The following is a 12529-nucleotide window of genomic DNA, read 5'->3' as shown; positions in this document are numbered from 1 at the left end:
CCCCGGCATGTCATGTCCATAGCCCGCCGGTGAAGATCATGAGGGGCATGAGGCGAGAGAATGACCTGTCGTGGACACCACGCGACTGCCGTTCTTCGTCTACGGCACCCTGCGCCCCGGCGGCGTGCATCACTACGCCTTCCTGCGCGGGCGCACCCGCGCCGAGGAACCCGCCCGCCTGCACGGAGCGTTGCTCTACCCGGGCCCCGGCTACCCCTACGCCGTGGAGGCGCCCGAGGGGAGCGTGCGCGGGGAGGTCGTCACCGCGCTGCCCGGGGAGTACGAGGCGCTGCTCGCCGAACTGGACCGGCTGGAGGAGTACGTGCCGGGCGACCCGCGCAACCTCTACGACCGGGTGACCAGAACCGTCGTACGGGACGCCGACGGGACGACCCTGCGGGCCTGGGTGTACGTCGCCGCCCCGGCGGTCGCGGCCCGGCTGCGGGCGACGGTCGCTCCGGTCGCGGACGGGAACTGGCCGGTGCGGTGACGGCAGGGCCTACCGCGCCACCTCCACCCGCACCGCGCACACCTTGAACTCCGGCATCCGCGACGTCGGGTCGAGGGCCGGGTTGGTCAGTGTGTTGGCGCGGCCCTCGCCCGGCCAGTGGAAGGGCATGAACACGGTGTCCGGCCGGATGCCGGTGGTGATCCGGGCCGGGGCCACCGCCCGCCCCCGCCGGGACACCACCGCCAGCGGGTCCCCCTCCGCCGCCCCGAGCCGCGCCGCCAGCCGCGGGTGCAGCTCCACGAACGGGCCGGGCGCGGCGGCGTTCAGCTCGGCCACCCGCCGGGTCTGCGCCCCGGACTGGTACTGCGCCACGACCCGCCCCGTGGTCAGCAGCACCGGATACGCCTCGTCCGGCTCCTCGGCGCTCGGCCGGTGCGCGACGGGCACGAACCTGGCCCGGCCGTCGTCGGTGGCGAAGCGGTCCAGGAAGAGACGCGGGGTCCCCGGGTGCGGGGGAGTGTCCTCCGCCGGCGCCGGGCACGGCCAGAACACGCCGTTCTCCTGAGCGAGCCGCCGGTAGTCGATCCCCGAGTAGTCCGCCGGGCCGCCGGCGCTGGCCCGGCGCAGTTCCTCGAAGACCTCCTCGGGTTCGGTCGGGAACCCCTTCTCCACACCCAGCCGCCCGGCCAGGCCGTGCAGCACCTCCAGGTCGCTGCGGACCCCGTCCGGCGGCGTGATCGCACGCCGCCGCAGCAGCACCCGCCCCTCCAGACTCGTCGTCGTCCCCGTCTCCTCCGCCCACTGCGTCACCGGCAGCACCACGTCCGCCAGCGCCGCAGTCTCGGAGAGCACCACGTCGCACACCGTCAGGAAGTCCAGCGACCGCAGCCGCCCCTCGACGTGCGCGGCCCGGGGCGCCGACACCACCGGGTTGGACCCCATCACCAGCAGCGACCCGATGTCCGTCCCCAGCGCGTCCAGCAACTCGTACGCACTGCGCCCCGGCCCCGGCAGCGAGTCCGGGTCCACGCCCCACACCTCGGCCACGTGCCGCCGGGCCGCCGGGTCCGTCAGCTTGCGGTAGCCCGGCAACTGGTCGGCCTTCTGCCCGTGTTCGCGCCCGCCCTGCCCGTTGCCCTGCCCGGTCAGACAGCCGTACCCGGACAGCGGCCGCCCGGCCCGCCCGGTCGCCAGGCACAGGTTGATCCACGCGCCCACCGTGTCCGTGCCCTTGGCCTGCTGCTCGGGCCCGCGCGCGGTGAGCACCATGGCCGCCTCCGGCGCGCAGAACAGCCGCACCGCCTCCCGCAGCTCCGGAACGGACACCCCCGTGATCCGCTCCACGTACTCCGGCCAGTGCGCCATCGCCGCCGCCCGCGCCTCCTCCCAGCCGGCCGTGCGGTCCTCGACGTACCGTTCGTCCACCCGCCCCTCGGCCACCACCAGGTGCAGCATGCCCAGCGCGAGCGCCAGGTCGGTGCCGGGCCTCGGTGCCAGGTGCAGGTCGGCCTGTTCGGCGGTCTTCGTGCGGCGCGGGTCGACGACGATCAGGGTGCCGCCGTTCTCCCGCAGCTCGGTGAAGTACCGCAGGGACGGCGGCATCGTCTCCGCCGGGTTCGACCCCACGAGGATCACGCACCCGGTCTTCGGGATGTCCTCGAGCGGGAACGGCAGTCCCCGGTCGAGCCCGAACGCCTTCGTCCCGGCCGCGGCCGCCGACGACATGCAGAAGCGGCCGTTGTAGTCGATCTGCGAGGTGCCCAGCACCACGCGGGCGAACTTGCCGAGCGTGTACGCCTTCTCGTTGGTCAGCCCGCCCCCGCCGAACACCCCCACCGCGTCCGCGCCGCGCTCCGCCCGCGTGCGGGCCAGGTTCCCGGCGATCCGGTCCAGCGCCTCGTCCCAGCCGGCCGGCACCAGCTCACCGCCGTCGGAACGCACCAGCGGGGAGGTCAGCCGCGCCCCCGACGCGAGCACCTCCGGCGCCGTACGCCCCTTGCCGCACAGCGCGCCCCGGTTCACCGGGAAGTCCGCGCGCTCGCTCACCTCGACGGTCCCGTCGGAGGCGGGCGTCAGATTCATCCCGCACTGCAGGGCGCAGTACGGGCAGTGCGTGGGCGTGGCGGTGTTCTGCATGCCGCCCAGCCTGCGGCTTCCGTGTTACGCGGCCGGGCGGCGCTCTGTTACACCGCCGGGACGGCGACCTCCCCGCCGCCCTCGGGCCACGGTGAGGGGCTGCTCATCCGGCCCCGGCTCATCCGGCCCCGGCTCATCCGGCGTCGGCCAGGGCCCGCGCCACCCCCGGCTCCTTCGGCCCGAGGAAGCGCGGGTCCGGCTCGACCGCCGCGTCCAGCGCCGCCTTGCCCGCCGCGAGGACCTCCCGGGCGCCCCCGTAGTACCAGGTCACGTCGTGAGGCTCGTCCACCCCGACGCCGTACGACGCCACCCCCGCCTGCCGGCAGAGCGCGACCGCCCGCCGGATGTGGAAGCCCTGGCTGATCAGTACGGCCCGGTCCACCCCGAAGATCTTCTTCGCGCGGACGCAGGAGTCCCAGGTGTCGAAGCCCGCGTAGTCGCTGACGATCCGCCCGTCGGGCACGCCGTGCCGCACGAGGTAGGCGCGCATGGCGTCCGGCTCGTCGTACTCCTCCCGGCTGTTGTCCCCGGTGACGAGCACCACCTCGATCCGCCCCGCGCGGTACAGCCCGGCCGCCGCGTCCAGCCGGTGCGCCAGGTACGGCGACGGCTCGCCCTCCCACAGCCCGGCGCCGAAGACGACGGCGACCTCGGTGCGCGGCACGTCGGCCGTGGTGCGCAGCCGGTCGCCGGTGACCAGGTGCATCCACGTCGCGGGCAGCAGCGCCAGCACGCACGCCGCCACCACCGCCTGGATCAGCCGCCGCTGCCCCGTGCGGGTGCGCGGCAGGCGCGGTCTGCGAAGTGTCGGGCGGCGCATCGGACGGTTCCCTCCCCGGTCGGTTCCTGCCCTCAGGGACGTACCGGAGTGCCGTCCGGTTCGCCGGACGCTCACACGCGGTGGGCGGCGGCGTGTGAACCGGCGGAAAATTGTCGTGACGCCCACGCAACGGGAAGGCAACGTCACCCGGCCACGATCGGTGCATGACGGTGATGACAGTGACGGGCAGCACGAGTACGCGGGCCACCGGCGGAGCACCCGCCCTGGTGGCCGTCGCCCACGGCAGCCGCGACCCGCGCGCCCTGAGCACCGTGAGCGCCCTCCTCGACCGGGTCCGCGCCCTGCGCCCCGGCCTGCCGGTGCACCTCGGCCACATCGAGCTGAACGAACCCCTGCTCCCCGACACGCTGGCCGCCCTCGGCGACGGGTCCGCGGTCCTCGTCCCGCTCCTGCTCAGCCGCGGCCACCACGTCAAACGCGACATCCCCGACATGGCCGCGGCCTCCCCGGCCCGCACCCGCGTCGCCGCCCCGCTCGGCCCGCACCCCCTGCTCGTGGACGCCCTCCACGCCCGCCTGCTGGAGGCCGGCTGGCCCACCCGGGCCCCCCGGGACGCCGCCGTCGTCCTCGCTTCCGCGGGCTCCCGCGACCCGGACTCCAGGACCGACACGACCCGCACCGCCTCCCTCCTCGCCGCCCGCCTCGGCGTCCCGGTCCTCCCCGCCTACGCCTCGGCGTCGTCCCCCACGGTCCCGGACGCCATCCACACCCTGACGTCCCGGGGCCACCGCCGAGTGGCCATCGCCTCCTACTTCACGGCCCCGGGCCGCTTCGCGACGGAGTCCACGGCGGCGGCCCATTGGATAGCCGCGTCCCCCCTGGGCACCCACCCGGCGATGGCCCACTTGCTGCTCCACCGCTACGACGAGGCGGCGGCGACACCGGCGATGACGCCGGGCGCGAATTGGCCGGCGCGCACCTGACCGACTCAGGGGCGCGGGGAACTGCGCGACCAGCCACGAAGGGACCGCAGTCGCCCGACAACCGCACCCGGCACACGGGTAGGCGCCCCGACGCTCACCCCTTCCGCTTAATGTTCATCACATGGAAGGCACAGACACCCCGTCCCCCTACGACCCGACGTCAGTCGCCCGCTGGGCCCCCGAGCCGGACAAACGCCCCGGCCGCACCGCCTTCCAACGCGACCGCGCCCGCATCCTCCACTCCGCCGCCCTGCGCCGCCTGGCCGGCAAGACCCAGGTCGTCACCCCGGGCGAGGGCAGCCCCATGTGGGACGCCAGCCCCCGCACCCGCCTCACCCACTCCCTGGAGTGCGCCCAGGTCGGCCGCGAACTCGGCGCCGCCCTCGGCTGCGACCCCGACCTCGTGGAGGCCGCCTGCCTCTCCCACGACCTGGGCCACCCGCCCTTCGGGCACAACGGCGAACTGGCGCTCAACACCTTCGCCGAGGACTGCGGCGGATTCGAGGGCAACGCGCAGTCCCTGCGGCTGCTATCCCGCATCGAGCCCAAGCGGTTCACCGAGGACGGCTCCGTCGGCCTCAACCTCACCCGCGCCACCCTCGACGCCGCCACCAAGTACCCCTGGCCCCGCGGCGCCCACCCCACCGACCCGGCCTCGCGCAAGTTCGGCGTCTACGACGACGACCGGCCCGTCTTCGAGTGGCTCCGCAAGGACGCCCCCGGCGCCCGCACCTGCTTCGAAGCCCAGGTCATGGACTGGGCGGACGACGTGGCGTACTCCGTGCACGACGTCGAGGACGGCCTGCACGCCGGCCACATCGACCCGAACTGCCTGCTCGCCGACCCCGAGCGCGAGGCCGTCTTCGAGGCCGCCGTCGGCCGCTACGTCCCCGAGGGCACCGACCACGCCGAACTCGCCGACGCCCTCGACCGCCTCCTCGCCCAGGACTGGTGGCCGCACGGCTATGACGGCTCGGCCGTCGCCCAGGCCCGCCTGAAGGACGCCACCAGCCAGCTCATCGGCCGGTTCTGCCTGGCCGCCGAGACCGCCACCCGGGCCGCGTACGGCGGCGGCCGGCTCACCCGGTACACCGCCGAACTGGTCGTCCCGAGGGAGACCCAGCTGGAGTGCGCCGTCCTCAAGGCGGTCGCCGTCCGGTACGTCATGCAGCGCACCGAACAGGAGGCGCTCCGCGCCGACCAGCGGATCGTCGTCGCCGAACTGGCCGAGGCGCTCACCGCCCGCGCCCCCGACGGCCTCGACCCGCAGTTCCGCGCCCTGTTCGACGCGGCCGCCGACGACCGGGCCCGCAAACGGGTGATCGTCGACCAGATCGCCTCCCTCACCGACGCCTCGGCCCGCTCGCTTCACGCCCGCCTGACGGGGCATCCATGAGACTGGTGGGACAGGTGTGACCCGACGGACCGCGAAGCTCCGGAAACCGGAAGCTCCGTGGCCTGATCGGGTCACCCCCTCTTCCCGCACCACGCCACGTGCGGGACGCTCGCATGTGGCGGCACCCTGACGAGGAGGCAAACAAGTGGTCGACGCGGATCAGACATTCGTCATCGTCGGAGGCGGCCTGGCGGGCGCGAAGGCGGCCGAGACACTCCGCACGGAGGGCTTCACCGGCCGGGTGATCCTCATCTGCGACGAACGCGACCACCCCTACGAGCGCCCCCCGCTGTCCAAGGGCTACCTCCTCGGCAAGGAGGAGCGCGACAGCGTCTTCGTGCACGAACCCGCCTGGTACGCGCAGCACGACATCGAGCTGCACCTCGGCCAGACCGTCGTCGCGATCGACCGCGCCGCCAAGACCGTCCACTACGGCGACGACGGCACCCACGTCAGCTACGACAAGCTGCTCCTCGCGACCGGCGCCGAGCCCCGCCGCCTCGACGTCCCCGGCACCGACCTCGCGGGCGTCCACCACCTGCGCCGCCTCGCCCACGCCGAGCGCCTCAAGGGCGTCCTCGCCTCCCTCGGCCGGGACAACGGCCACCTCGTCATCGCCGGCGCCGGCTGGATCGGCCTGGAGGTCGCGGCGGCGGCCCGCGAGTACGGGGCGGAGGTCACCGTCGTCGAGCCGGGCCCGACCCCGCTGCACGGCGTCCTCGGCCCCGAGCTGGGCGCCGTCTTCGCCGAGCTGCACGAGTCGCACGGGGTGCGCTTCCGCTTCGGCGTGGAGCTGACCGAGATCGTCGGCCAGGACGGCATGGTGCTGGCCGCGCGTACCGACGACGGCGAGGAGCACCCGGCGCACGACGTGCTCGCCGCGATCGGCGCCGCCCCGCGCGCCGCGCTCGCGCAGGCGGCCGGGCTGGAGATCGCCGACCGGGCGCACGGCGGCGGCGTCGTCGTCGACGAGCACCTGCGCACCTCCGACCCCGACATCTACGCGGCCGGCGACGTGGCCTCCTTCCACCACGCCCTCTTCGACACCAGCCTGCGCGTCGAGCACTGGGCCAACGCGCTGAACGGCGGCCCGGCGGCGGCCCGCGCGATGCTCGGCAAGGGCACGGCACACGACCGCGTCCCCTACTTCTTCACCGACCAGTACGACCTGGGCATGGAGTACTCCGGCTGGGCGCCCGCGGGGTCGTACGACGAGGTGGTGATCCGCGGGGACGCGGCGAAGCGCGAGTTCATCGCCTTCTGGGTGAAGGAGGGCCGCGTGCTGGCCGGGATGAACGTCAACGTGTGGGACGTCACGGAGCCGATCCAGCAGCTGATCCGGTCGAAGGCCCGGGTGGACACGGAGGCGCTGGCGAACCCGCACGCATCCCTGGAAAGCCTCATCGCATAGCTGTCGTACCGTCCCCGGCCGCGATTCCCGGGGGGCGACCCCCGGACCCCCGGCCGGGACCCGCCGCCCTCGCGTCCGGCAGCCGCTTCGCGGCGGGCTGTGGCCTCAGCCGGAGCCGGTCACCGTGCCGGAGCATGTCGGTGCCGCCCCGTAGACTTCACGCGTGGCAGGACGGATCAACGACGAGGACGTGAAGGCGGTACGGGACGCGGTCCCGATCGACGCCGTCGTCTCGGAGTACCTCCAGCTGCGCAACGCGGGCGGCGGCAATCTGAAGGGGCTGTGCCCCTTCCACGACGAGAAGTCCCCGTCCTTCCAGGTCAGTCCGAGCAAGGGGTTCTTCCACTGCTTCGGCTGCCAGGAGGGCGGCGACACCATCACGTTCGTGATGAAGATCGACCACCTCACCTTCTCCGAGGCGGTCGAGCGCCTGGCCGGCCAGGCCGGCATCACCCTGCGCTACGAGGAGGGCGGGTACAACCCCACCCACCAGCGCGGCGAACGCATCCGCCTGGTCGAGGCCCACAAGATCGCCGCGCAGTGGTACGCGGAGCAGCTGGCGACCAGCCCCGAGGCGGACACCGGCCGCGCCTTCCTCGCCGACCGCGGCTTCGACCAGGCGGCCGCCCAGCACTTCGGCGTCGGCTACAGCCCCCAGGGCTGGGACCACCTCACCCGGTACCTGCGGGGCAAGGGCTTCAGCGACAAGGAGCTGGTCCTCTCCGGCATCGCCCAGGAGGGCCGCCGCGGCCCCATCGACCGGTTCCGCGGCCGGCTGATGTGGCCCATCCGCGACATCGGCGGCGACGTCGTCGGCTTCGGCGCCCGCAAGCTCTACGAGGCGGACAACGGCCCGAAGTACCTGAACACCCCCGACACCGCGATCTACAAGAAGTCCCAGGTCCTCTACGGCATCGACCTGGCGAAGAAGGACATCGCGAAGGCGTCCCGGGCGGTCGTCGTCGAGGGCTACACGGACGTCATGGCCTGCCACCTCGCCGGCGTCACCACCGCCATCGCGACCTGCGGCACGGCCTTCGGCGGCGACCACATCAAGATCCTCCGCCGCCTCCTCATGGACAACGGCTCGGCCCGCGTGATCTTCACCTTCGACGGCGACGCGGCCGGACAGAAGGCCGCCCTGCGTGCCTTCGAGGACGACCAGAAGTTCGCCGCAGAGACCTACATCGCCATCGCCCCCGACGGCATGGACCCCTGCGACCTGCGCCTCGCCAAGGGCGACGACGCCGTCGCCGACCTCGTCGAGCCGCGCACCCCGCTCTTCGAGTTCGCCCTCCGCCAGATCGTCGGCCGCTACGACCTGGACACCCCGGCCGGCCGCGCGTCCGCGCTGGACGAGGCCGCCCCGGTCGTCGCCCGCATCAAGAACAGCGGCGCCCAGCACGAGGTCGCGGTCCAGCTCGCCGGCATGCTCGGCATCCTGGACACCCAGTTCGTCGTCAAGCGCATCGCCCAGCTGGCCCGCTGGTCCCGCGACCGGGGCGGCAGGGGCGCCCCCGGCCCCGACCGGCAGCAGCACGGCGGCGCCCAGCACCAGGCCGCCCCCACCCGCCCCGGCCCCCGCGGCCCGGCCCTCAACCTCCGCAACCCCGTCTTCGCCACCGAACGCGAACTGCTCAAGCTCGCCCTCCAGCGCCCGGAGCTGGTCTCCCCGGCCTTCGACGCGTACGGCGTCGACGAGTTCACCGCCCCGCCCTACGCCGCCGTGCGCGAGGCGATCCTGGAGGCGGGCGGCGCCGAGTTCGGCGTCCAGGACCCGCAGGACTACCTGGTCCGGGTGCGCGAGGCGGCCCCCGACGACACCGTCCGCGCCATGGTCACCGAACTCGCGGTCGAGGCGATCATGCTGCACCGCGGCGTCAAGGACGTCGACGAGGTCTACGCCGGCGCCCAACTGGTCACGGTCCGCCGCCGCGCCGTCGAACGCCGCATCCGCGACATCACCGGCCGCCTCACCCGCCTCTCCACCCACGGCGACCCCGCCGAACAGGCAGCCGTGCAGAACGAACTCTGGATCCTCCAGCAGTACGACCAGAACCTCCGCGTCCAGGGCGCCGCCGCGCTCTGAACCGGCCCCGGGTATTCACGCGGTCACGGCCCGGACGCAAAAAGTCACCGCACGCATCTCGTGGCGGTGATGTGTCGTACCCCACACTGGGGGCGGTGCCTGAGTCCTCGGAGTGTGGGCGACCCGTTCCGGCGGGTCCCCGGTTCCCGCGGTTCCGTTTCACGGCGTACGGGACGGACGGCGGCGAGCGAGCCGCCTCCGCCGCCCGAAGTACCGCCGCCGGCCCCCGCCGGCCGCGTCCATCCTGGAGGTCGCCCCCGTGCAGACCCAGACCCTCACCCAGACCGACGCCAGTACCGATGGCGCGGAGCCGGACGCCGAGCGCGGGGTCCTCGTCGCCATGCCCCCGGAGAACGAGCCCGCCGAGCCCGCCGAACCGCCGCCGCCCACCCGCACCGAGTCCGGTGGGCCCTCCTCCGACCTGTTCCGGCAGTACCTCCGCGAGATCGGGCGGATCCCGCTGCTCAGCGCGGCCGAGGAGGTCGACCTGGCGCGGCGCGTGGAGGCCGGGCTGTTCGCGGAGGAGAAGCTGCGCCTCACCCCCGACCTGGACAGCAGCCTCGCCCTCGACCTGGACCGGATCGTCGTCCTGGGCCGGGTCGCCAAGCGCCGCCTGATCGAGGCGAACCTGCGGCTCGTGGTGTCGGTGGCGAAGCGGTACATCGGGCGCGGGCTGACCATGCTCGACCTGGTTCAGGAGGGGAACCTCGGGCTGATCCGGGCGGTGGAGAAGTTCGACTACGCCCGCGGCTACAAGTTCTCCACCTACGCCACCTGGTGGATCCGGCAGGCCATGTCCCGCGCCCTGGCCGACCAGGCCCGCACCATCCGCGTCCCCGTCCACGTCGTGGAGCTGATCAACCGGGTCGTCCGCGTCCAGCGCCGCATGCTCCAGGAACGCGGCTACGAGCCGACGCCGCAGGAGGTCGCCGACCACCTGGACCTCGCCCCCGAGCGGGTCGGCGAGGTGCTGCGCCTCGCCCAGGAGCCGGTCTCCCTGCACGCCCCGGTCGGCGAGGAGGACGACGTCGCCCTCGGTGACCTGATCGAGGACGGCGACGCCGCCAGCCCCGTCGAGTCGGCCGCGTTCCTGCTGCTGCGCGAGCACCTGGAGGCGGTCCTCTCCACCCTCGGCGAACGCGAGCGCAAGGTCGTCCAGCTCCGCTACGGCCTGGCCGACGGACGGCCCCGCACGCTGGAGGAGATAGGCCGCATCTTCGGCGTGACCCGGGAGCGGATACGGCAGATCGAGTCCAAGACCCTCAACAAACTCCGCGACCACGCGTACGCGGACCAGCTCCGCGGCTACCTGGACTGAGCAGCCGGACCGCCGCGGCAGCCCCTCACTCCTCCGTCGGCACGCACAGCACCGGGACCGTCGACAGGTGCAGCAGCTTGTGCGGGGTGGAGCCCAGCAGGGCCCCGCGCATCGGGCTCTCGCCCCAGCTGCCCACCACGATCACCCGCGCCCCGTGCCGGGCGGCCGCCGTGAGCAGGGCCTGGGCGGGCTTCTCGTCGATGATCTCGACCGTGCTCGGCACCCCCGCCTCGTCCGCCGCCTCCACGGCATGGCGGAGCGCCGTCCGCCCCGCCTCCACCAGCGCCTCGTGGTGGGAGCCGTACTCCTCGCCCATGGACCCGGGGGCCGCGGCACCGTAGACGAGCACCAGTGGCTCGCCGAACGCGGCCGACACCTCCACCGCGACCCGCAGCGCGCGCACGGCGCCGGCCGACTCGTCGTACCCGAGGACGACCGACATCTCAGCTCTCCTTGTCCGTCACGGGATCCGGGCCCGCCACACCGGGCCGCTCCGACCAGAACGCCGGTGACACGAACCGCCACACGAGCATCACGACCACCCCGACCAGGGTGATGCCGATGCCGATGACCAGCGGGGGACCGAGCCCCAGCCAGGACACCCCGCTGTAGGAGTTGGCGGGGTCGGCCATGTCGATCACGGACTCCACCAGCAGCCAGATCAGCAGCCCCGCCCCGACCAGCGGCCCCAGCCCGATCAGCAGCAGGTTGCGCAGGCTCTCGGTGAGCCGGCGCCGGTAGTACACCGCGCAGGCGATGCCCGTCAGGGCGTAGTAGAACGCGATCAGCAGCGACAGCGCGGTGAGCGAGTCGAAGAGGGCGTTCTCGCTGATCTGCCGGACCACCAGGTACCAGACGATGGCGATCCCGGCCACCCACCAGGTGCTCACGTCGGGTGTCCGGTAGCGCGGGTGGATGCGGCCGAAGCGGGCGGGCAGCGCCTGGCGGCGGGCCATGGACAGCGCCGTGCGCGAGGCGGGGATGATCGTCGTCTGGGTCGAGGCCAGCGCGGACGTGGACACCGCGAGCAGCACCACCCAGTCCCAGCCGCCCATGGCCTCCCCGGCCAGCAGGGCGAAGATGAACTCCTCTTCCCCGGCGTTCTCGGAGAGGAACAGCGGCCCGGCGTACGCCACCACCGCGAAACCGACCGCCACGTACGTCACCAGCAGCACGATCGTCGACCACACGGCGGCCCGGCCGGGCGCGGACGCGGAGTCCCTGATCTCCTCGGTGAGGTTGACCGCCGACTCCCAGCCCCAGTAGATGAACACCCCCAGCAGCAGGGCCGCCGTCAGTGGCGCGCCGCCGGACCCGAAGGGGTTGAGCCACTCGGCCGACGGCCTGACCGAGTCGAGGGTGCCCGTGTCGGCGTAGACCCGGTACAGCGCCACCACCGCGAAGGCGAGCAGACAGGCGACCTGCGCGAGGATCAGCACGTTCTGCACCCGGGCCGACAGCTCGGTGCCGATCACGCACACCCCGGTCATCACCAGGATGAGCAGCACCGTCAGCACCTGCCGCACGACCTCGTTCTCGGCCCAGCTGTCCAGCCCCACGGTCAGCAGCCCGAAGGTGACGGCGACGTCCGCGAGCGAGCCGACGACCAGCACGCCGGTCATGGCGATGGCCCAGCCGCCGAGCCACCCGGACCACGGACCCATGGCCCGGGTGACCCACGAGAAGGTCGTCCCGCAGTCCTGGTCGACCTTGTTGAGGTAGTAGAACGCGGAGGCGATCAGCAGCATCGGCACGAAGGACGCGAACATCACGCCCGGCGCGTAGATCCCGACCAGCGCGACGACCGGTCCGATGACCGCCGCCAGCGAATACGCCGGTGAGGTCGCGTTGAGCCCGATGACCAGCGCGTCGACGAAGCCGATCGCGTTGGGCTTCAGGCCGGCCGGACGGCCGGCGTCTCCCTCGGTTCCCTCGGTGGTGGTGGCCATGGCCCCCTCGCTCCG

10 protein-coding genes are annotated in these 12529 nt (G+C 73.4%); 6 read left to right on the top strand and 4 right to left on the bottom strand.

Annotated elements, in window-relative coordinates:
- Positions 1–70: 70 nt before the first annotated feature.
- On the top strand, positions 71–490 hold the full coding sequence (locus OIE75_RS11785; protein ID WP_329470708.1) for a gamma-glutamylcyclotransferase family protein: 420 nt from the start codon (positions 71–73) through the stop codon (positions 488–490).
- 9 nt (positions 491–499) lie between these two features.
- On the opposite strand, the gene OIE75_RS11780 is transcribed toward OIE75_RS11785, so the two are convergent.
- Both OIE75_RS11780 and OIE75_RS11775 read right to left on the bottom strand, forming a co-directional pair.
- Positions 500–2587, bottom strand: a complete 2088-nt coding sequence (locus tag OIE75_RS11780; protein ID WP_329470706.1) for a molybdopterin oxidoreductase family protein — start codon at positions 2585–2587, stop codon at positions 500–502.
- A gap of 133 nt (positions 2588–2720) precedes the next feature.
- Positions 2721–3407 (bottom strand): SanA/YdcF family protein, encoded by a 687-nt coding sequence (locus OIE75_RS11775; protein WP_307011898.1) that lies wholly within the window; start codon positions 3405–3407, stop codon positions 2721–2723.
- A gap of 164 nt (positions 3408–3571) precedes the next feature.
- On the opposite strand from OIE75_RS11775, the gene OIE75_RS11770 reads away from it, so the two are divergent.
- The 5 genes from OIE75_RS11770 to OIE75_RS11750 all read left to right on the top strand — a co-directional run bounded on the left by OIE75_RS11770 (position 3572) and on the right by OIE75_RS11750 (position 10565).
- On the top strand, positions 3572–4351 hold the full coding sequence (locus tag OIE75_RS11770; protein ID WP_307011896.1) for a sirohydrochlorin chelatase: 780 nt from the start codon (positions 3572–3574) through the stop codon (positions 4349–4351).
- A gap of 121 nt (positions 4352–4472) precedes the next feature.
- Positions 4473–5747, top strand: a complete 1275-nt coding sequence (locus tag OIE75_RS11765; protein WP_329470704.1) for a deoxyguanosinetriphosphate triphosphohydrolase — start codon at positions 4473–4475, stop codon at positions 5745–5747.
- A 145-nt stretch (positions 5748–5892) separates the two neighbouring features.
- Positions 5893–7158 carry an NAD(P)/FAD-dependent oxidoreductase gene (locus tag OIE75_RS11760; RefSeq protein WP_329470703.1) on the top strand — a complete coding sequence of 422 codons (1266 nt, stop codon included), beginning with the start codon at positions 5893–5895 and terminating at the stop codon, positions 7156–7158.
- A gap of 163 nt (positions 7159–7321) precedes the next feature.
- On the top strand, positions 7322–9247 hold the full coding sequence (gene dnaG, locus OIE75_RS11755) for a DNA primase (RefSeq protein WP_329470702.1): 1926 nt from the start codon (positions 7322–7324) through the stop codon (positions 9245–9247).
- A gap of 112 nt (positions 9248–9359) precedes the next feature.
- Positions 9360–10565: an RNA polymerase sigma factor gene (locus tag OIE75_RS11750; RefSeq protein ID WP_329470701.1), complete on the top strand. Its 1206-nt coding sequence runs from the start codon at positions 9360–9362 to the stop codon at positions 10563–10565.
- A gap of 25 nt (positions 10566–10590) precedes the next feature.
- Here OIE75_RS11750 and OIE75_RS11745 read toward each other — a convergent pair whose 3' ends face one another.
- Both OIE75_RS11745 and OIE75_RS11740 read right to left on the bottom strand, forming a co-directional pair.
- Positions 10591–11007 carry a universal stress protein gene (locus OIE75_RS11745; protein WP_122620250.1) on the bottom strand — a complete coding sequence of 139 codons (417 nt, stop codon included), beginning with the start codon at positions 11005–11007 and terminating at the stop codon, positions 10591–10593.
- Position 11008: 1 nt separating this feature from the next.
- On the bottom strand, positions 11009–12514 hold the full coding sequence (locus OIE75_RS11740; RefSeq protein WP_307011890.1) for an APC family permease: 1506 nt from the start codon (positions 12512–12514) through the stop codon (positions 11009–11011).
- Positions 12515–12529 lie beyond the last annotated feature (15 nt).

Source organism: Streptomyces sp. NBC_01723 (genome assembly GCF_036246005.1).
Classification (GTDB): Bacteria; Actinomycetota; Actinomycetes; order Streptomycetales; family Streptomycetaceae; genus Streptomyces.
This window is presented reverse-complemented; position numbering and strand designations above follow the sequence as displayed.